We start from the raw sequence: 18,994 nt of genomic DNA on the forward strand, positions 1-18,994 counted from the left end.
GGTGCTGAGGGCCGATGTGATGGCCGCGGCGTCATCGCCAGCACCGGCCGCTCGTCCGCCACCGCATCCACCGCCGCGGCCATCACATCGGCCCTCAGCACCATCCCCGCCCCGCCCCCCGCCGGCGTATCATCCACCGACCGATGCTTATCCGTCGCGAAATCACGCAGTTGCACCGGATCGCACGCCCAGCGCCCCTCGCGCAGCGCGCGTCCGGCCAGGCTGTGGCCCAGCGGTCCGGGAAACATTTCGGGATAGAGCGTCAGGATGGTGGCGCGAAAGATCGGGGTCACGGCGTCCGTTTCGGTCGGGAAAGGTCAACAGGCGGGTCTTGGGCGCTATACATGGCCACCGGTCAACAAGGAACGATGATCCCGCTCCAGCGCTTTGGCCCGCCATGGACGATTGCATCATCATCGGCGCCGGGCCAGCCGGCTTGACCGCGGCGATCTATCTGGCGCGGTTCCACTTATCGATCCGCCTGTTCGACAGCGGATCGAGCCGCGCGGCGATGATCCCGTGCACGCACAACCATGCCGGCTATCCCGACGGGATCAGCGGCAAGGACCTGCTGGCGGCGATGCTGGCGCAGGCTGAGCGCTATGGCGCCCGGTGCGAAGCGGCGCGCGTTACCGCGATCGAGCCGGACGGCAAAGGCTTCCATGTCGTCACGGATCATGCGCGCTATCAGGCCCGCACCGTTCTGCTCGCGACCGGCGTGGTGAACCATCGCCCCAAAAGCCTGTTGCCCGAGGTCCATGATCCGGCACTGGCGCGCGGACTGCTGCGCTATTGCCCGATTTGCGACGGATATGAAGTGACGGACACGCGCGTGGCGGTGATCGGCACCAGCGACCACGGCATGCGCGAGGCCCTGTTCCTGCGCGGCTTCACCCGCGACGTGACGCTGATCGCGCCAGAGGCCGAACACATGCTCGACGCAGCCTGCGCACGGGCGCTGGACGAGGCGGGCGTGATCCGGGTCGATGGCCCGTGCGGGGGATGGGCGATCGAGGAGGACCGGCTGGCGCTGGACACGGCCGGCGGACGGATGCGGTTCGACAGCGTCTATCCCGCGCTCGGTTCGCGCATTCGTTCGCACCTGGCGGTGGCGGCGGGCGCACGCGCCAACGACGAAGGCTGCCTGGAGGTGGACGATCATCAGCGTACCAGCGTACCCGGCCTGTTTGCCGCCGGGGACGTGGTGAAGGGGCTGGACCAGATCAGCCACGCCATGGGCGAGGCGGGCGTCGCCGCAACGACGATCCGCAATCTGTTGAGCGAGCAGCGCCCGATCAGGCGATAAAGGCGCGCGCGACGATCAGGCGGTTCTCGTCCCATTCGGGCACCGCCTCGACCTTCATCGGCACCATGAAGCGCCGGCCATCGGGCCATTCGATCTCGATCACGTCGCCCGCGCCGAAATCCTCGATCGCGACGACATGGCCGACCGCCTCGCCATCGTCGGCGACGACGGGCAGGCCGAGGAGGTCGGTATGATAATATTCGCCCTCCTCCAGCGGAGGCAGCGCGTCTCGCGACACGGTCAGTTCGGTGCCGCGCAATGCCTCGGCGGCGTTGCGATCGCTCACCTGCGCGAAGCGGGCGATCGCGCCGTTCGATCCATGCCGGAGCGACTTCAACGTCAACGTTCCACCATTGAAGGTGGTGAAAGCGGACATGTCGTCCGCAAACACCTTCAGCCGGACCTCGCCACCGATGCCATGGGCACCGATGACGACGGCCAGCACGACGGCACCGTCACGCTTCAGGGGAGTCGCCGTCGCCAGCTGGGGCGTCGTCGCCGCCCTCGGCGGGTTCGGTGGTCGAGACGCCTTGGTTGGTGGCATCTTCGTCGTCATCGCGGTCGGTCCGGGGATCGGGGTCGGCCATGGTCATGCGCGCTTCCTCTCAGCAAGGTGGAGGCAGGGAAACGCATGACCATGGAAACCGATGCTTATGCTTCGGTGGCGGCGTCTTCAGCGGCCTTGGCCTTTTCGGCACGCTCCTCGGCGCGCTCCTTGGCCTTCTCGCCCGGCTCACCCTTCTTGGGGTTGCTGCGCGCAGCGCGCTCCTTCACGCCGGCGACGTCCAGGAAGCGGGCGACGCGGTCGGTCGGCTGCGCGCCATTGGCCAGCCAGTGCTTCGCACGCTCGGCGTCGAGCACGATGCGCTTCTCGTCGTCCTTGGCGAGCAGCGGGTTGTAGTTGCCGATCTTCTCGATGAACTTGCCATCGCGGGGGCTACGCGCATCGGCCACGACGATGCGGTAGTAGGGGCGCTTCTTGGAGCCGCCGCGCGACAGGCGAATGGAGAGTGCCATGATAATCGTCCTTCGTTTCTAACTGGATGGTGTTGGTCCGGCCGGGGCCGGGGGTTACTTCTTCTTCAAGAGGTTCTCGAAACCGGCGGGGAGCTTGGGCATGCCGTCCGGACCGCTGCCCATGCCGCCCGGGCCACCCAGACCCGGCAGGCCACCGCCCGCCTTGGTCATCATGTCGCCCATCTGCGGGCCGCCCAGCGCGTTGCCGAGCCCGCCGAGACCGCCCTTGCCAAGCATGGACATCATGCCCTTCAGGCCGCCCATCTTCTTGATCTTCTTCATCGCGGTGGACATTTCCTGGTGCATCTTCAGGAGCTTGTTCACCTCCTGCACCGTGGTACCCGAACCCTTGGCGATGCGGATCTTGCGCTTGGCGTTGATCACCTCGGGCTTGGCGCGCTCCTTCGCGGTCATCGAGGTGATGATCGCGTCCATGCGGATCAGGATCTTGTCGCCGCCAGCCTCGTTCAGCGCGCCTTGCGCCTTCTTCATGCCGGGCATCATGCCGGCCAGCGCGCCCAGCCCGCCCATGCGGCGCATCTGCGCGAGCTGCCCGCGCAGGTCGTCCATGTCGAACTGACCCTTGGCCATCTTCTTGGCCATGCGCTCGGCATCTTCGGCCTGGATCGACTCGGCGGCCCGCTCGACCAGGCTGACCACGTCGCCCATGCCCAGGATGCGGCCGGCGACGCGCTCGGGGTGGAAGCCCTCCAGCGCGTCCAGCTTTTCACCCGTGCCCGCGAACTTGATCGGCTTGCCCGTAACCGAGCGCATCGACAGCGCCGCACCGCCGCGCGCGTCGCCGTCCATGCGGGTCAGCACGATACCGGTCAGCGGCACCTGTTCGGAGAAGCTGGTCGCGACGTTCACCGCGTCCTGACCCGTCAGCGAGTCGACCACCAGCAGAATTTCCTGCGGGCGCGCGATCTCGGCGACCGACTTCATCTCGTCCATCAGTGCCTGGTCGACGTGCAGGCGGCCCGCGGTGTCGAGCATCAGCACGTCGAAGCCCTGCAGCTTCGCCGCCTGGATCGCGCGGCGCGCAATGTCGACGGGCTGCTGGCCCTGGATGATCGGCAGCGTCGCCACCTCGACCTGGGTGCCCAGCGTCGCCAACTGCTCCTGCGCGGCCGGGCGATTGACGTCGAGCGACGCCATCAGCACCTTCTTGCGTTCGCGACCTGACAGCCGCTTGGCGATCTTGGCGGTGGTGGTCGTCTTGCCCGAGCCCTGAAGGCCGACCATCATCACGATGGCGGGCGGCGTGACGTCCAGCGCCAGCGACGATTCGTCGGCGCCCAGCATCGCGACCAGCGCGTCATGGACGATCTTGACGACCTGCTGGCCCGGCGTGACCGAGCGCAGCACGTTCTGGCCGATCGCCTGTTCGGTGACCTTGTCGACGAATTCGCGTGCGACGGGCAGCGCCACGTCGGCTTCGAGCAGCGCGACGCGCACTTCGCGCATCGCGGTGCGGACATCCGCCTCGGTCAGCGCGCCACGGCCACGCAGACGGTCGAAAACGCCGCCAAGCCGGTCGCTCAAGCTCTCGAACATCGCCTACTCCAATCCAAATATCACCAAACGCAAAAGCGCCGGCGGGCGAAACCTCGCCGGCCAGCGTGCACCCTTGGGCGCTTTCGATCGCATTCCGTGACGGAACGTGGGCCGCCACCTACGCCAAAACACGGCTCAGCGCAAGCGAGGCGCGGCAGGCGGCCCGGTTAACCTCTTCTACATCGCTGACGTGCAACGAAAACCGGCGTGGGAGACGAACCGATCATCGTGGCCGATATGGCGCATGGCCCAGCGCGGATCTTTGCCGCCGGGCTGGCGACGGGCACGGCCTTGCTGGCGATTGCGGCATTTTGCGCGGTAAACGGCCGTGGCGGCTTGGCGCTGGTGGTGCTGATCGCCGCCGCCATCGGCCTCGGCCTCGTCTATCGATCGCTGCCGTCCACAGCGTCGCGCCTGCCTTCGCGACACCGGACAAACCCTCTCCCGGACCGTGATGGGTTTCACACCGGTGCCACGGCCTTGATCGAGGCTGCCCGGCGCCGCCGCAAGATCCCGACGTTGCTGCGCCTCGATATCGAACGGGTGCGCGCCATCTCCGGCGTGCAGGGGCGCGAGGCGCATGATCTGGCGCTGCGCCATGTCGCCACCCTTCTGGACAATGAACTGCCGCGCTCGGCGCTGGTCGCCCGGCTGGAGGGCGATCGCTTCGCCGCGCTGATGGCGTTCGCCCCCGGCGACGAAGCGCGGATCGAGCGTATCGTCGACCGGCTGGCGGTCCGTCTGGTGCAGCCGATCCGCCGCGACGGCATGGAGGTGCAGGCCAGCGCCTGCTTCGGACTGGCGCGCGACACCGGGCAGGAATCGCTCGAAACGCTGCTCCGCCAGGCGGACATGGCGCTGACCGCATCGGCGCAGGGGACGCGCGGCCAGCCCTGGTTCACGCCCGAGATCGAGCGGGCGCTGGGTGACCGGGCCGCCTTCGTCTCGGCACTGCGCACCGGAATCGAGCGCGGCGAGATCGTGCCGCATTTCGATCCCCAGGTCGATCTGGGCAATGGTCGTCTTGTCGGCTTCGAGGTGCTGGCGCGCTGGCACCATCCCGAACGTGGCATATTGCCGACCCGCGAGTTTCTCGCCATCGCCGAGGAAACGGGGTTGATCTGCGACCTGTCGCTGGCGGTGATGCGCCAGGCCTTTGCCGCGGCGCGCGACTGGGATCCCTCACTGAAACTGGCGATCAACCTGTCGGCGACGCAATTCCAGGACGCCTGGCTGGCGCAGAAGATCATCAAGATCCTGACCGAGACCGGCTTTCCCGCGCACCGGGTCGAGGTGGAGATCACCGAGCGTGCACTGCTCGCCGATCTGCCGCTCGCCCAGTCGATCGTCGCCAGCCTGAAGAACCAGGGTATCGGCCTGGCGCTGGACGATTTCGGCACCGGCTATTCCAGCCTGGCGCATCTGCGCGCCCTTCCCTTCGACCGGATCAAGATCGATCGCACCTATGTGCAGGCGATGGGCGAGGATGCGGAGCGCGCCGCCATCGTCCAGGCGATCGTGCAACTGGGCGACAGCCTGAACCTGCCGACCACCGCCGAGGGCGTGACGGACGCCGATCTGGCCGAGCGCCTTCGCGTGCTGGGCTGCGTCCAGGCCCAGGGTACGCTTTATGGCGAACCGATGGCGCTGCCCGATATTCGCCGGCTACTGGCGGAACGGCACCTGCTGTCGCGCGCGGTGGTGACGCCTGCGTCCGGCTTTACCAGCCCGCGCCTGGCTGGTTGAGATAGGCCTGTTCCTCGGGCGTCGATTCGCGTCCCAGTGCGGCATTGCGGCTGGGATAGCGGCCGAACCGGGCGATCACGTCGCGGTGCTCGATCGCAAAACGCAGATTTTCCTCGACGCCCAGCGCCTCGAACTTGCGGACGCTCAGATGCTGCACGGCCAGCGCCTCGGCATGCATCAACGGCATGTACAGGAACACGCGCCGCTCCGGCGGCAGGCGCATGTCCCAGCCCTTGTCGATCGCCTCCATGGTCAGCGCCAGTGCCAGCGTATCGCCTTCATAGGCGCGTGCATTGCCGCGGTGCATGTTGCGGGACACCTGATCGAGCAGGATGACCGCCGCCAGCAGCGTTTCGGGATCGCCACGCCACTCGGCCGCACTGTCCGCCAGCACCGCGTCGCGCATCGCCCCGAACCGCTCGGTCAGCGCCGCATCCAGCTCCGCATCCTTGCCGAAATGCTGTTCCGGCGTCAGCGCGAACCAGAATGCCAACACGCTGCGCGCGTCTTCATGGACTATTGCGCCGCGCGCTCCTAGATCGCCATCCATGTCCGCTTCTCCTGCGCCCGAGGTCGTCAGCCTGGGTTGCCGACTCAACATCGCCGAGAGCGAAACGATCCGTGCGCTGCTTGGCGCGACGGACGACACCGTCGTGGTAAATAGTTGCGCTGTCACGAATGAAGCCGTCAAGCAGACCCGCGCCGCGATCCGCCGCGCGGCGCGCGCACGGCCGGACGCGCGCATCGTGGTGACCGGGTGCGCGGCCGAAATCGATCCGCAGAGTTTCATGGCGATGCCCGAGGTTTCGCGCGTCGTGCGCAACACGGACAAGCTTCGCCCGGAAAGCTGGGGCGCGCCCGCCGCCGCGCCCCGTCCCGCCGCCTTCGGCGGACATGCCCGCGCCTTTGTCGAGGTGCAGAATGGCTGCGACCATGCCTGCACCTTTTGCATCATCCCCGCCGGGCGCGGCCCCAGCCGGTCGCTGCCTGCGGGCGGCGTGGTGGACCAGATCGCGCGCGCGGTGGATGCCGGCCATAACGAGGTCGTGCTGACCGGCGTCGACCTGACCAGCTATGGCCACGACCTGCCCGGACGGCCGACACTGGGGTCGCTGGTCGAACGCATCCTGACCTTTGTGCCGCATCTGCGTCGCCTGCGGCTGTCGTCGCTCGATTCGGTCGAGATCGACGACCGGCTGTTCGAACTGGTGACCGGCGAGGCGCGGGTGATGCCGCATCTGCATCTCTCGCTTCAGGCCGGCAACGATCTGATCCTGAAGCGGATGAAGCGCCGCCACAGCCGGGCGCAGTCGGTCGCCATCGTGCAGCGGCTGCTCGCGCGCCGCCCCAATATCGCGATCGGGGCCGATCTGATCGCCGGCTTCCCGACGGAGGATGACGCGATGGCGGCGGATACGCTGGCACTGATCGAGGATTGTCGCATCGTCCATGCGCATATCTTCCCCTATTCCGCCCGCACCGGCACGCCCGCCGCACGGATGCCGCAGGTGCCGCACGACCTGCGCCGCGCCCGTGCCGCCGCCTTGCGTGACGCCGCGGGCCGTGCCCGCGCGGCATGGCTGGCGGCACAGGTCGACCAGGTCCGGGACGTGCTGGTCGAACGCCCCGGCACCACCGGCCACACGCCCGGCTTCGCCACCGTCCATCTCGACACGCCGGCCCCACCCGGCACCATCGCCCCGGTCCGCGTGACCGGCGCCACCGACACCCATCTCATCGGAACGCGTCTATGAGCACATCCTCCTCCTGGCACGAAAAGCTGCTGGGCGGCTTCCGCCGTACCTCCGACCGGCTGGTCGGCAATCTTGCCGGACTTGGCGGCGCGCGCCTGGACGAGCCGACGCTGGACGAGATCGAGGAGGCGCTGATCGCCTCCGACCTCGGGCCGGAGACCGCCGGCCATATCCGCCAGCGGCTGGCCGAGGGTACGTTCGAGCGCAACATGGAGGATCTGGGCATCCGCCTCGTCGTCGCCGAGGAGGTGGAAAAGGCGCTCGCCAAGGTCGCCACGCCGCTGGAGATCGATGCCTTCCCGCGGCCACAGGTCATCCTGGTGATCGGCGTCAACGGATCGGGCAAGACCACCACCATCGCCAAGCTGGCGCATCTGTTCATGGAGCAGGATTACGGCGTGATGCTGGCCGCGGGCGACACGTTCCGCGCCGCCGCCATCGGCCAGCTCGCCACCTGGGCAGAGCGCGTCGGCGTGCCGATCGTGTCGGGCAAGGAAGGCGGCGACGCGGCCGGCATCGTCTATGAGGCGGTGAAACAGGCGACGGCGACCGGCATCGACGTGCTGATCGTCGACACGGCAGGCCGCTTGCAGAACAAGCGCGAACTGATGGACGAGCTGGCCAAGATCCGCCGCGTCCTCGGCCGCCTCAATCCGGAGGCGCCGCACGACATCGTCCTGGTGCTCGACGCCACGACCGGCCAGAACGCGCTCAACCAGATCGAGGTGTTCAAGGACGTAGCGGGCGTCACCGGACTGGTCATGACCAAGCTGGACGGCACCGCGCGCGGCGGCGTGCTGGTGGCGGCGGCCGAACGCTACGGCCTGCCCATCCACGCGATCGGCGTCGGCGAAGGAATGACCGACCTGCGCCCGTTCGACGCCACTGAAGTCAGCCGCATCATCGCCGGCATCGAAGGAGGCCGCAAGTGACCGCCCCCCGCAACGCCGCGCCCGACCAGGCCGGGCTGAAGCTGGCGCTGGAATATGGCCCGCTGCTGCTGTTCTTCGCGGTCAATTTCCTGGCGCCCGCCGGGCCGCTGACCCGCGTGCTGATCGCGACGGGCGTGTTCATGGCGGCCACCGTCGTGTCGATGGTCGTCAGCCGGGTGAAGCTGGGCCGCGTGTCCACCATGTTGTGGCTGTCGGGCGCGCTGGTGCTTTTGTTCGGCGCGCTGACGCTCTATTTCCGCGACGAACGCTTCATCAAGATGAAGCCGACCATCGTCTACACCGCCTTCTCCGTCATCCTGACCTATGGCCTGATCACCGGCCGCCCCCTGCTCGAAGCCTTGCTCGGCTCGGTCTATGCCGGCCTGACCCAGACCGGCTGGCGCAAGGTGACGCGCAACTGGGCGATCTTCTTCGCCTTCATGGCGGTGCTGAACGAGGCGGTGTGGCGCTCCAGCACCTGGGACTTTTGGGTCGGCTTCAAGCTGTGGGGCGCGATCCCGCTGACCCTGGGCTTTGCGCTCGCCAACATCCCCATGCTGATGCGCAACGGCCTGAATGCGGGCGAGAAGCCGGTCGGCGACATTCCGCCGGAATGAAGAAAGGGGCGTGCAGGATATCCCGCACGCCCCTTCCCTAACCCTCCCGCTCGGGCAGGAGGGGATTGCGGCCGATCCTTACGCGGCCGCCGCTTCGAAGCGCTTCGACACCTCGTTCCAGTTCACCACGTCCCACCACGCCTTCAGATAGGCGGCGCGGTCGTTCTTGTAGGTGAGGTAATAGGCGTGCTCCCACACGTCGTTACCCAGGATCGGCGTGCCCTTGTCGGCCACGTCGTCCATCAACGGATTGTCCTGGTTCGGGGTCGAGGTCACCTTGAGTGCGCCCGAGCCATCGACGATCACCCACGCCCAGCCGGAACCGAACTGGCCCGCGCCCTTGGTGTTGAAGTCCTTCTTCAGCTTGTCGAGGCCGCCATAGGCGTCGATCGCCGCCTGCAGCTTCTCTGACGGCTGGCCGCCCGTGCCGGGCTTGCCCAGGATCTTCCAGAAAAAGTCGTGGTTCCAGTATCCGCCACCATTGTTGCGCACCAGCGGCGGCTGCGACGAGATCTGGCCGAGGATGTCCTCGATCGACTTGCCTTGCAACGACGCGTCCTTTTCGACGCCTTCGTTCAGCTTGTCGGTATAGGCCTTGTGATGCTTGTCGTGGTGAAAGGTCATCGTCTCCTTGGAGATCACCGGCTCCAGCGCGTCATAGTCATACGGCAGCGGGGGCAGTTCGAACGCCATTCTTTGTCTCCTTGGGGGATTTGCCTTGGCAAACGCCAGGCGCCCCAAATGGGTCCACCAGCCTGATTACGCAACCGTTCCGATCAGATCGTGGCGACGCAGCGCATGACGAAGCTGATCATAGGACAGGCCCAGCGCATCCGCGGTCGTTCGCTGGTTGAAGCGATTGTCCGCCAGCGACTTGGCCAGCAACTCGCGCTCGAACCGCGCCACGCGGCTCTTGAAGTCGGAGGGGCCGACCTCGCAGGCGGCGACCTCGTCGCCCGAAGACGGCTCCTCCTTCGGCGCCGTCGCTGGCGCCGCAGCAGCCGATGCCGATGCCGCAGGCGACTGTCCCTTGGGCCGGAACGGCGACTGGAACGGATCGATCTCGATCGCATCCACCGGCCCCTCGCGCTCCCAGCGATAGACCGCACGCTCCACCACGTTGCGCAATTCGCGCACATTGCCGGGCCAGCGATGCTGCATCAACGTGTCGGTGGCGGACGGACCGAAGCCCGGCCAGCGATCCCAGCCGATTTCCGCCGCCATCCGCCGGCCGAAATGATCCGCCAGCACCATGATGTCGGCCTGTCGGGCGCGCAGCGGCGGCAGCGTCACCACCTCGAACGACAAACGGTCGAGCAGGTCGGCGCGAAACTCGTGCGCCTCCACCTTGTCGGGCAGATGCTCATTGGTCGCCGCCACGATGCGGACATCGACGCGCATCGGACGCGACGCACCGATCCGGGTTACCTCGCCATATTCCACCGCCCGCAGCAGCCGGTCCTGCGCCGCCATCGACAAGGTGCCGAGTTCGTCCAGGAACAGCGTGCCGCCATCCGCCTCCTCGAACCGCCCGGCGCGCGTCTTGGCGGCACCCGTGAACGCCCCAGCCTCATGCCCGAACAGTTCGGCCTCGATCAGCGTCTCGGGAAGCGCGGCGCAGTTCATGACGACCAGCGGCTGGTCCCAGCGCGGCGACAGGCGGTGCAGGCGCTCGGCCACCAGTTCCTTGCCCGTCCCCCGCTCGCCGATGACGAGCACGGGCCGGTCCAGCGCGGCCGCCCGGCTCGCGCGTTCAAGGGCGTCGAGGAACGCCCCCGACTGACCAATTACCTGGCTCGTCCGTTCCATGGCCAATTGGTGGCGGATTTCACCAACGCTTGGCAAGCGGGAATATGGGCTAGGCGTGTAACGACCCGGCGAACCCACGCAAATCAGCCGTTTTTGAAACTGGCACGGCTCCTGCAATGCTGTTGGCATCCCGCCACACGGCGGATCAAACAAAGGTTCAAGAGGGAGTTTCCACCATGTTCGCCACCGAGATCAGCCGCAAGCTCGCCACCGTCGCCTGCACCATCCTGATGAGCGCCACCTGCCTGTTCGGCGCGCTGGCCCCGGCGACGGCATCCCACACCGACACCCCCGTTGCGGCGACGACCGGTCCGGTCGCATAATCGCCGCAACCTGTTTCCCAAGGAGTACCCGATGGGCATTTTCTCCCGCACCCGTGATATCGTTGCCGCCAACTTCGCCGACCTGCTCGACAAGGCGGAAGACCCCGCGAAGATGATCCGCATGATCATCCTCGAGATGGAGGAAACGCTGGTCGAGGTGCGCGCCTCCGCGGCCCGCACGATCGCGGATCAGAAGGAAATGCGCCGCCACATCAGCAAGCTGGAACAGCTTCAGGCAAGCTGGACCGAAAAGGCCGAGCTGGCCTTGTCCAAGGACCGCGAGGATCTGGCCAAGGCCGCGCTGGTCGAGCGGCAGAAGGCGGCCGACATGGCCGACCAGTTGTCGGTCGAGGTGCAGGTGCTCGACGATGCGCTGCGCGCGTCGGAAGAGGACATCACCAAGCTGCAGAACAAGCTGCGCGAGGCGCGCACCAAGCAGAATGCGGTGCAGACCCGGCTGGAAAGCGCCAACACCCGCGTCCGCCTGCGCGAGATGTGGAACGGCCCCAAGACGCACGACGCCTTCAGCCGCTTCGACGTGCTGGAGCGCCGGGTGGACGAGGCCGAGGGCCGCGCCGACGCGCTGGGCCTGGGGGTCGCCAAGACGCTGGAGGAGGAGATCGCCGAGCTGCGCACCTCCGACAAGGTCGACGCCGATCTCGCCGCGCTGAAGGCGCGCATGAAGAAGGAGGGTTGAGATGGATTTCGAGGGCGTACTCGCCATCTTCCTCGCGCTGATCGGCCTGCCCTGGCTCATCTTCCACTATGTCACCAAGTGGAAGCAGGCGCCCAAGATCACGCATGAGGATGAGCAACTGCTCGACGAGCTGCACATGCTCGCCCGCCGCCTGGAAGACCGGGTGAACACGGTCGAACGCATCGTCGCCGCCGACAATCCCAACTGGAAACCGGGCATCGCCGCATCCGAATGGCAACCCGAAGTCCGCCTGAGCAAAGGCGACTATATCCCCGATCGGAGGAACTGAAATGTCCGCCAGCCGCACGCAATTCTACCTCGACAAGCAGAACGCCAAGTTCAAGGGCGTGTGCGCCGGGATCGCCGACTATACGGGGATCGACGCGCTGTGGGTCCGGGTCGCCGCCGTCCTGCTCACCGTGACGGGTGTCGGCATTCCCTGGGTACCGCTCGCCTATGTCCTGGTCGCCTGGATGGCGACGGCCAAGCCGGTCGGCCTGTATCAGACCGATGACGACGCCAAGTTCTGGCAGGGCGTCCGCTCGAACCCCAAGCGTTCGACCGCCGAGGTCCGCTCGAAGTTCCGCGACCTCGATCGCCGGCTCGCCGACATCGAGCTGCACTATACCAGCCGCAACAGCCGCCTGGCCGACGAGATCGACAGCCTGCGCTGATCGCCGACCGCACTGGGAGGTAAAGACCATGTCCCCTGAGAAATTCGCGACCGTCCAGGCCCTCTTCCCCTTCATCGCGATCCTGGCATCGCTGGGGATCGGCGGCTGGGTGCTGACCACCTGGATGCGGATCAAGAATGGCTACCCGCTGGATGGCGCCTGGGGCCAGGCGATCTATCCCAAGACCGATCAGGAAGCGGCCGAGCGCATCCGCCTGCTCAGCCAGGAGAACGCCCAGCTTCGCGCCGAGCTCGGCTCCGTCAAGGACCGGCTCGCGGTGATCGAACGCATCGTCACCGATGGCAGCCACCGGCTCGATCACGAGATCGAACAGCTTCGCCACAAGCCGAACTGAAGGACCGGACCATGAACGGATATGTCATCGCCTTCTTCTTCATCCTGGTCGGCTTGCCGGTGATGGTCGGCGTCGCCGGTGACATGTTCAAGCGCCATCTGCGCTTCAAGGAACGGCAGCTGGAAATCATGGGATCGCAAGCCGCGGAAAAAGCGGCACAATATGTGGCGCAGACCGAGCGGTTGGAACAACGGGTGCGCGTGCTGGAGCGGATCGTCACCGACAGGGGGATCGACCTGTCCGACGAGATCGAGCGCCTGCGCGACGATCGTCCGCTCAACTGACACCATAAGATACAAGGGAGATAACGATGAACGGCGGACAGGTAATGGTGGTCCTGATCGTGATGATCGTGATGATCGCCAGCGTCATCAAGGGAAAGCATCGCCGCCACCCGGGCACCGACCTGATGGAACGTCCGAAGGGCGATCAGGATGGCGAAACCCGCGCGCTACGGCACGAGGTGCAGCAGATGAAGGAGCGCATCCAGGTGCTGGAGCGCGTGATCACCGACAACCACAAGAGCGTCGATCTCGACCGCGAGATCGAGCGGCTTCGCGACCGCTGAGGGAGGCGGACATGATGGACCCCAATTTCTACATGACCATGGCCGCCGCCGGTCTCGCCGGCTTGGGCATGACCACCGCCGCGGCGCTTGCCGGCTGGCGCGGCTGGCTGCAGCTCAAGAGCCGCGAATATGACCGCGCCCATGACGTGCCCTTCGCCGCGGCCGGGCAGGCCGGAACCCGCATCGAGATCGCGGACCTGAAGGAGCGCATCCGCAAGCTGGAAGCGATCGCCGCCGGTGTCGATCTCTGAACCGGATATCGGGCTCGCTCGGGCGAGCCCGTCGCCATGGTTGCCGAGCGGGTCGCGAGGCATTAGCGCAGTCGCCATGCCCGACCTTGCCGACCTTCGCGACGAATACGACTTTCTCGACGCCGACGATCGATACCGGTTGCTGATCGATCTGGGCCGCGAGCTGGAGCCGATGCCCGAGCCGCTGAAGACCGATGCGACACTGGTACGCGGCTGCTCCGCATCGGTCTGGGTCTATCCCACCCGGACGGATGACGGCACGCTGCACTTCCTGGCCGATTCGAACGCCGCGATCACCAAGGGCATCATCGCGCTGGTGCTGCTCACCGTGCAGGATCGCACCCCCGCAGCGATCACCGCGACCGATATCGAGGGTGAACTGGCCCCCTTCGACCTGAAGAACCAGCTAAGCTCGAACCGGACGCAAGGGATCCCGAACATGATCGCGCTGATCCGCGACACTGCCGCGCGCTACGCCTGAGGGGCGGCCCTTCCCAGCCTCGCTGCAATCTCTTCCACCGGATCGCCGGGCGACACCACCAGCCATTCGCCCGGCCGCGCAGTATCCACCAGGGTGACCGCGCTCTTGGGGCACAGCTTCAGGCACTTGGTCTCGATCACACCCAGGGGTGCCCTGCGTCCCTTGCCGCCGATCAGCTTGCGCAGCGCCTTGGTAAGCGACGTCTTGCCCTTCGGCCCGAACCCGCCGCCGACCTTTTTCGAACATTTGCCGCAGACCAGCACCGCGCCGGTCCACTCCGCCTTCGCACGCCGGATCATGCGCGCTGCGTGCTCCGCAGTTCCTCGGCGGCACGCAGCACCTCATACGCGGCCTGCACCTGCTGGAAGCGCGCCGCCGCATCCGGATCGTTCGGGCGGACATCGGGATGATTCGCCTTGGCCAGCCCGCGCCAGGTCGCACGGATCAGCTCGAACGTCGCATCCGGCTCCAGCCCCAGCACATCCAGCGCCCGCATCTCGTCACGCGATCGGCTGCCGTCGCCCGAACCCGCCCAGCCATGATGGCGCGACTGGGCGTAGCCGGCATTGGTCTGCCGCTCGCCGGCCTCGCGCGCTGCCGCTTCCTCGGCGTCCAGCCCCTGAAAATAGTCCCAGCCGCGATTATACTCCGCCGCATGCGCGGTGCAGAAGTACCAGCGGTCGGGATTGTTGGGGGATTTGGGGGCGGGACAGTCGCCGGGCTCGTCACAGCCGTGCCGGTCGCAGATGCGCACCGGCTTGGCCTCGCGGCCCGAGCCATAGCCTCGCCAGCGGGGAAAGCCCCAATCATTCGATCGTGTAGTCGGTCGCGCCACAGGTGCGGACATAAGCCGATGCGCGCCCGGTGCAAGACATGGCGCGTGCGCAAACCACGCCATGCCTGCTGGAACCCCTTGACCGTCGCGCCTGCCCTGCCATCATGACCGTGTCATAAAAGCTCTCATGTCCGGGCAAACGGACAGTGGTGCCAATACCTTAGCGAGTAGGATCCATGGTGCCGACTTCCCGTTCCTTTCTGTCCAACGCGCGGGCCGACGTGCCGGCCTCCATCGTGGTCGCGCTGGTCGCCCTGCCTTTGTGCCTGGGCATCGCACTGGCATCGGGAGCGCCCCTGTTCTCGGGGTTGATCGCAGGGATCGTCGGCGGGCTGGTCGTCGGCTTCGTGTCGAAATCGCCGCTGTCGGTCAGCGGGCCGGCGGCGGGGTTGACCGTGATCGTGCTGGAAGCGATCGAACGAATGCCCAGCTACCAGATCTTCCTGGTCGCGGTGATGCTGGCCGGCGTGCTGCAGCTCGGCTTCTCCTTCACACGTGCCGGCATCCTGGCGGAGTTCGTCCCCTCCTCCGTCATCACCGGCATGCTGGCCGCGATCGGCCTGATCCTGATCTTGAAGCAGGTGCCACACCTGGTCGGCTATGACGGCGATTTCGAGGGCAGCTTCGAATTCGCGACCGCCAGCGGCGGCAACACCTTTACCGACCTGTGGACCAGCGTGACCAGCGACGTCACGCCCGGCGCGATCATTATCGGCGTCGTCTGCCTGGTCTTCCTGTTCGCCTGGGATGCCTATCGCCCGCAAAAGGGCCTTTGGCGCCTCATTCCCGGCCCGCTGCTCGTCGTGGTGATCGGCGTACTCGGCAACATGCTGCTCGGCGCGACCAACCCCGGCTGGCAACTCGGCGCCAAGCATCTGGTGCAGGTGCCGGTCACGGGCAGCCCGGCGGAGTTTGTCGGCCTGTTCCGCCTGCCCGATTTCAGCGGCCTGACCATGGGCGTGGTGTGGACCAGTGCGGTGACGCTGGCGATCGTCGCCAGCCTGGAATCGCTGCTCAGCGTCAAGGCGGTGGACGAGATCGACCCCCGCCGCCGCACCACCGACAAGAATTGGGAGCTGATGGCGCAAGGGGGCGGCAACATCGTGTCGGGCCTGATGGGCGGCCTGCCCGTCACCTCGGTCATCGTCCGCTCCTCCGCCAATGTCGGGGCGGGCGCGGAAAGCAAGCTGTCGGCGATGCTCCATGCGGTGTGGCTGCTGCTGTCGGTCGCGCTGATCCCGGTGGTGCTGAACCTGATCCCGCTGTCCGCGCTCGCCGCGGTGCTGATCGCCACCGGCTACAAGCTGACCAAGCCCAAGCTGTTTACCGAGCGTTTCAAGCAGGGTTGGACGCAGTTCGTCCCCTTTGTCGCCACGGTACTCGCGATCCTGTTCACCGACCTGCTGATCGGCATTCTGATCGGGCTGGCCGTCGGTTTCGTCTTCGTCGTCGCGCGCAATTTCCGCACCGCGATCACCTTTGCCTGCGAGGGCGAGGACTGCCTGATCCGCGCGCGGCGCAACCTGTACTTCATCCACAAATATGAATTGCAGCAGCAACTGGCTCGCGTGCCCGACAGCGCGAACCTGCTGATCGACCTGTCCTCCACCTCCTACGTCGACCTAGACAATGTCGACATCATCAACGCCTTCATCAAAGGCGCAAGCTATCGCGGCATCGACGTGATCGTGCGCGGCGACATTGCCGAGCGCAGCGCACCGCTGATCAACGCCCCCATCGCCGGAGTGCGCTTCGCATGAGAGAATACAAGCAGCTCCTGCTCGCCAACAAGGCGTGGGCGACCGAACTCGTTGAGGAAAAGGCGGACTTCTTCGAACGCCAGACCGCGGGGCAGAAGCCCGACTTTCTGTGGATCGGCTGTTCCGACAGCCGCGTCACGCCAGAGAGGATGACGATGACGCCACCGGGCGGCATGTTCCTCCATCGCAACATCGCCAATCTCGTTCATGACGACGATCTGAACCTGCTGTCGGTGGTGCAATATGCCGTCGACGTACTGAAGGTCCGCCACGTCATCCTGTGCGGCCATCATGGCTGCGGCGGCGTGCAGGCGGCGCTGTCGGGCGGCACGACCGGCCCGGTCGATACCTGGCTGGGCAATGCCCGCGACGTGCTGCACCGGCACCGCGCCGAGATCGATGCGGAGCCGACCGAGGAGGGCAAGATCAACCGGCTGGTCGAACTGAACGTCCGCGATCAGCTCATGCACCTCGCCCGGATCGACATCATCCAGAACGCCTTTCGCGAAGGCCGCGAATTATGGCTGCATGGCTGGGTGTACGACATGCGCGACGGCCACATCAAAACGCTGATGGAGATCGACGCCGGCACCGAATTGAGCACGGTCGGCAATCCGGACAAGGTGTTGGTGTAAAGCTGTCGGGCACCGTCCGGCGGCATTTGCCGGACGGTGCCATTCTTCACCCCGGCAACCGGAAGTTCACTCGGTTCGTCGTCGCGCCGCACCCCAGGCCACCATCGGGCCGGTAGGTTTTGGCGTAGCGGGCGGCGCTGAACATCTTCGTGCCGGCCTTGGAGAAGACGAAGGGCGGATAGCTGAGCAGCGTGCGGGCATTGGCCACCGTGCCGTCGGCCTTCACGTCATATTGAAGCTGCGTCCACCCCTCGAACCCCCACTGCAGCGCCTCGGTCGGGAAGTCGCTGGCGCCGAAGCTGGAGAGCTGCTTGGGCGGTGCGTCCATGATGCTGCACTGGTTGGCGGACAGCCCGGTACGGTCGAACGCGGCTCTTGCCGTCGCCGCATCGCCGCGCGCCTGCGCCAATGACGCCAGGCGGACCAGCGCTCCGACCTTCAGCGGATCGTTGGCGGGCAAGGCCGCGTCGTTGGCGACCTCGCGCAACAGCGGCTCGCTGTCCGCGCCTCGTTTGCGGTCGCGGTCCGCGATCAACAGGCGCAGCGCGGCGCGGGCCTGCGGATCGCTGGCATAGGCGGGATCGGTCAGCATCGGCTCGACCGCCCGGCGGAACCGGCCCGGCTTCCACACATCGGGAACATCGGCGGTCCGCACCGTCAGTGCATAGTTGAGCCGCACGGGGGCAGGCGCACCCGCCGCCGTCGCGATCGCCAGGGCGCGGGTGGCCAGCACCTTCTTCTCCGCGTCCGGCACCACGGCGTTGGTCAGGAGCGACTGGATCGCCGCCAGCGTCGCCAGGGAACTCGGCCCCTTGTCCGCTTCTGCCTGGCGCAGCGCCTCGCGCTGCCGCGCCAGCATCGCGGGATCGAGCCGGTCGGAATCGGGCGCCACCGGCACGCCCTTGCTCTCCAGCCAGGCCACCGCCTCGCCGTCCAGCCCGCCGCCGACCGACGGGCGGGAAAAGGCGGTCGAGCAGCGCATCTCGACCCGCATGTTATAGCGGTAGAAGGGCGGCAGTTCCTTCAACTGTTCCGGATCCCACCACCAGTCGCGCACGATGCGCGCGAAGGCGAGCGCCTTTTCCCCGCCGCCCGAGGCATAGATCGGCGTGGCCTGCAGCACCGTGCCATCGTCGCCGATGCTGAATTCGACGACGCCGACATCCTCCGGCGTCAGGTTCGCCTCGCCCCCGCAATCGGGTGCCTTCATCTGCGCGCCCGGCGAGAACTCACCCTTGGTGGAGCGGCCCGCCCCGGTATAGGCGAGATACTCGCGCGCCTCCTCCTCGTGCCCGCCGAGCAACGCGGCGATCGCGGTGTCGGACCGGGCGGAGACGTCCTGCAGGTCGGTGCGGTTCGTGATCCCGCCGAGCAGTTGCACCGCCGCCTTGCCGTCACGCCGCGCCGCCTCGAAATCCCCCTGGTTCATGCGCAATATCGCGCGACGACGTTTGAAGAGCGCGCGCGAGGCATTGTCGACCGGCGCGGTCGCCAACACCGCGTCGGCACGGTCCAGCGTCGCCCCGGCGGCGGTCGGATCGGTAAAGATCTCCGCCTGCGAAAGCCCGAGCAGCGCGATCAGACGGTCGGCGGGGGCTGCGGCATCCTTCTCGGCCTGGGCATATTCTGCCGCCGCGCCCGCATAATCGAACGCGTCGAGCGCGATCCTGCCCAGCA

Annotated in this window: 26 protein-coding genes and 1 pseudogene; 16 read left to right on the forward strand and 11 right to left on the reverse strand. The window is 66.8% G+C overall.

Going from position 1 to position 18,994, the window contains the following annotated elements; all coding sequences use genetic code 11:
- A pseudogene (locus Q0U08_RS08170) lies at positions 1-248 on the reverse strand (tRNA (guanosine(37)-N1)-methyltransferase TrmD); the annotation flags it as partial.
- A gap of 149 nt (positions 249-397) precedes the next feature.
- Between Q0U08_RS08170 and Q0U08_RS08175 the strand changes: the two are divergent.
- Positions 398-1,306, forward strand: coding sequence for an NAD(P)/FAD-dependent oxidoreductase (locus Q0U08_RS08175; RefSeq protein WP_298090863.1), 909 nt, complete (start codon positions 398-400; stop codon positions 1,304-1,306).
- Here the strand turns inward: Q0U08_RS08175 and rimM are convergent.
- Genes rimM through ffh form a run of 4 tightly spaced genes read right to left on the reverse strand, consistent with a single transcriptional unit; the run spans position 1,296 to position 3,880 of the window.
- Positions 1,296-1,751: a ribosome maturation factor RimM gene (gene rimM, locus Q0U08_RS08180; RefSeq protein ID WP_298090864.1), complete on the reverse strand. Its 456-nt coding sequence runs from the start codon at positions 1,749-1,751 to the stop codon at positions 1,296-1,298. The genes Q0U08_RS08175 and rimM overlap by 11 nt on opposite strands.
- A 10-nt stretch (positions 1,752-1,761) precedes the next feature.
- A complete protein-coding gene (locus Q0U08_RS08185; RefSeq protein ID WP_298090865.1) occupies positions 1,762-1,899 on the reverse strand; it encodes a hypothetical protein in 138 nt (45 codons plus the stop codon).
- 58 nt (positions 1,900-1,957) lie between these two features.
- Positions 1,958-2,323 (reverse strand): 30S ribosomal protein S16, encoded by a 366-nt coding sequence (rpsP, locus tag Q0U08_RS08190; protein ID WP_298090866.1) that lies wholly within the window; start codon positions 2,321-2,323, stop codon positions 1,958-1,960.
- Positions 2,324-2,377: 54 nt separating this feature from the next.
- Positions 2,378-3,880: a signal recognition particle protein gene (ffh, locus tag Q0U08_RS08195; RefSeq protein WP_298090867.1), complete on the reverse strand. Its 1,503-nt coding sequence runs from the start codon at positions 3,878-3,880 to the stop codon at positions 2,378-2,380.
- 207 nt (positions 3,881-4,087) lie between these two features.
- Here ffh and Q0U08_RS08200 point away from each other — a divergent pair, with 207 nt between their 5' ends.
- Positions 4,088-5,626: a bifunctional diguanylate cyclase/phosphodiesterase gene (locus Q0U08_RS08200; RefSeq protein ID WP_298090868.1), complete on the forward strand. Its 1,539-nt coding sequence runs from the start codon at positions 4,088-4,090 to the stop codon at positions 5,624-5,626.
- Here Q0U08_RS08200 and Q0U08_RS08205 read toward each other — a convergent pair.
- A complete protein-coding gene (locus tag Q0U08_RS08205) occupies positions 5,601-6,176 on the reverse strand; it encodes a DUF924 family protein (RefSeq protein ID WP_298090869.1) in 576 nt (191 codons plus the stop codon). The genes Q0U08_RS08200 and Q0U08_RS08205 overlap by 26 nt on opposite strands.
- On the opposite strand from Q0U08_RS08205, the gene mtaB reads away from it, so the two are divergent.
- The 3 genes from mtaB to Q0U08_RS08220 are packed head-to-tail and all read left to right on the forward strand — an operon-like array spanning position 6,175 to position 8,929.
- Complete coding sequence (gene mtaB / locus Q0U08_RS08210; protein ID WP_298090870.1) at positions 6,175-7,380, forward strand: tRNA (N(6)-L-threonylcarbamoyladenosine(37)-C(2))-methylthiotransferase MtaB; 1,206 nt, start codon at positions 6,175-6,177, stop codon at positions 7,378-7,380. The two genes, Q0U08_RS08205 and mtaB, sit on opposite strands and share 2 nt — an antisense overlap.
- The gene (ftsY, locus tag Q0U08_RS08215; protein ID WP_298090871.1) at positions 7,377-8,312 is read left to right on the forward strand and encodes a signal recognition particle-docking protein FtsY; all 936 of its coding nucleotides are present in this window, start codon (positions 7,377-7,379) and stop codon (positions 8,310-8,312) included. The genes mtaB and ftsY overlap by 4 nt, the downstream gene beginning before the upstream one ends.
- The gene (locus tag Q0U08_RS08220) at positions 8,309-8,929 is read left to right on the forward strand and encodes a septation protein A (protein WP_298090872.1); all 621 of its coding nucleotides are present in this window, start codon (positions 8,309-8,311) and stop codon (positions 8,927-8,929) included. Before ftsY ends, Q0U08_RS08220 begins: the two co-directional genes overlap by 4 nt.
- Positions 8,930-9,007: 78 nt before the next feature.
- Here Q0U08_RS08220 and Q0U08_RS08225 read toward each other — a convergent pair whose 3' ends face one another.
- Both Q0U08_RS08225 and pspF read right to left on the reverse strand, forming a co-directional pair.
- Complete coding sequence (locus tag Q0U08_RS08225) at positions 9,008-9,622, reverse strand: superoxide dismutase (protein WP_298090873.1); 615 nt, start codon at positions 9,620-9,622, stop codon at positions 9,008-9,010.
- A gap of 66 nt (positions 9,623-9,688) precedes the next feature.
- Positions 9,689-10,738, reverse strand: coding sequence for a phage shock protein operon transcriptional activator (gene pspF, locus Q0U08_RS08230; protein WP_298090874.1), 1,050 nt, complete (start codon positions 10,736-10,738; stop codon positions 9,689-9,691).
- 176 nt (positions 10,739-10,914) lie between these two features.
- Between pspF and Q0U08_RS08235 the strand changes: the two genes are divergently transcribed.
- The 9 genes from Q0U08_RS08235 to Q0U08_RS08275 all read left to right on the forward strand — a co-directional run bounded on the left by Q0U08_RS08235 (position 10,915) and on the right by Q0U08_RS08275 (position 14,087).
- Entirely contained in the window at positions 10,915-11,061 is a 147-nt protein-coding gene (locus Q0U08_RS08235) for a hypothetical protein (RefSeq protein ID WP_298090875.1), read from the forward strand.
- Positions 11,062-11,092: 31 nt separating this feature from the next.
- A complete protein-coding gene (gene pspA / locus Q0U08_RS08240; protein WP_149681703.1) occupies positions 11,093-11,758 on the forward strand; it encodes a phage shock protein PspA in 666 nt (221 codons plus the stop codon).
- Position 11,759: 1 nt separating this feature from the next.
- Positions 11,760-12,047: an envelope stress response membrane protein PspB gene (gene pspB / locus Q0U08_RS08245; RefSeq protein ID WP_298090876.1), complete on the forward strand. Its 288-nt coding sequence runs from the start codon at positions 11,760-11,762 to the stop codon at positions 12,045-12,047.
- A 1-nt stretch (position 12,048) separates the two neighbouring features.
- Positions 12,049-12,432, forward strand: a complete 384-nt coding sequence (pspC, locus tag Q0U08_RS08250) for an envelope stress response membrane protein PspC (protein WP_298090877.1) — start codon at positions 12,049-12,051, stop codon at positions 12,430-12,432.
- 28 nt (positions 12,433-12,460) lie between these two features.
- Positions 12,461-12,787: a hypothetical protein gene (locus tag Q0U08_RS08255; protein ID WP_298090878.1), complete on the forward strand. Its 327-nt coding sequence runs from the start codon at positions 12,461-12,463 to the stop codon at positions 12,785-12,787.
- A 62-nt stretch (positions 12,788-12,849) separates the two neighbouring features.
- Positions 12,850-13,071 carry a hypothetical protein gene (locus tag Q0U08_RS08260; protein ID WP_298090888.1) on the forward strand — a complete coding sequence of 74 codons (222 nt, stop codon included), beginning with the start codon at positions 12,850-12,852 and terminating at the stop codon, positions 13,069-13,071.
- Between the two features lie 26 nt (positions 13,072-13,097).
- Positions 13,098-13,355, forward strand: a complete 258-nt coding sequence (locus tag Q0U08_RS08265; protein ID WP_298090879.1) for a hypothetical protein — start codon at positions 13,098-13,100, stop codon at positions 13,353-13,355.
- 11 nt (positions 13,356-13,366) lie between these two features.
- Positions 13,367-13,606, forward strand: a complete 240-nt coding sequence (locus Q0U08_RS08270) for a hypothetical protein (protein WP_298090880.1) — start codon at positions 13,367-13,369, stop codon at positions 13,604-13,606.
- Between the two features lie 76 nt (positions 13,607-13,682).
- Positions 13,683-14,087 carry a SufE family protein gene (locus tag Q0U08_RS08275; RefSeq protein WP_298090881.1) on the forward strand — a complete coding sequence of 135 codons (405 nt, stop codon included), beginning with the start codon at positions 13,683-13,685 and terminating at the stop codon, positions 14,085-14,087.
- On the opposite strand, the gene Q0U08_RS08280 is transcribed toward Q0U08_RS08275, so the two are convergent.
- Both Q0U08_RS08280 and Q0U08_RS08285 read right to left on the reverse strand, forming a co-directional pair.
- Positions 14,078-14,386, reverse strand: a complete 309-nt coding sequence (locus tag Q0U08_RS08280; protein ID WP_298090882.1) for a (2Fe-2S) ferredoxin domain-containing protein — start codon at positions 14,384-14,386, stop codon at positions 14,078-14,080. The two genes, Q0U08_RS08275 and Q0U08_RS08280, sit on opposite strands and share 10 nt — an antisense overlap.
- On the reverse strand, positions 14,383-14,922 hold the full coding sequence (locus tag Q0U08_RS08285) for a J domain-containing protein (RefSeq protein WP_298090889.1): 540 nt from the start codon (positions 14,920-14,922) through the stop codon (positions 14,383-14,385). The genes Q0U08_RS08280 and Q0U08_RS08285 overlap by 4 nt, the downstream gene beginning before the upstream one ends.
- A 176-nt stretch (positions 14,923-15,098) precedes the next feature.
- Here Q0U08_RS08285 and Q0U08_RS08290 point away from each other — a divergent pair, with 176 nt between their 5' ends.
- Both Q0U08_RS08290 and Q0U08_RS08295 read left to right on the forward strand, forming a co-directional pair.
- Positions 15,099-16,682, forward strand: a complete 1,584-nt coding sequence (locus Q0U08_RS08290) for a SulP family inorganic anion transporter (RefSeq protein ID WP_298090883.1) — start codon at positions 15,099-15,101, stop codon at positions 16,680-16,682.
- Positions 16,679-17,317 (forward strand): carbonic anhydrase, encoded by a 639-nt coding sequence (locus Q0U08_RS08295; protein WP_298090885.1) that lies wholly within the window; start codon positions 16,679-16,681, stop codon positions 17,315-17,317. The genes Q0U08_RS08290 and Q0U08_RS08295 overlap by 4 nt, the downstream gene beginning before the upstream one ends.
- Before the next feature lie 46 nt (positions 17,318-17,363).
- Here Q0U08_RS08295 and Q0U08_RS08300 read toward each other — a convergent pair.
- Positions 17,364-18,994: hypothetical protein (locus Q0U08_RS08300; RefSeq protein WP_298090886.1), on the reverse strand; the 1,631-nt coding region annotated here is incomplete at its 5' end.

The organism is uncultured Sphingomonas sp., assembly GCF_946477935.1.
Lineage (GTDB): Bacteria > Pseudomonadota > Alphaproteobacteria > Sphingomonadales > Sphingomonadaceae > Sphingomonas.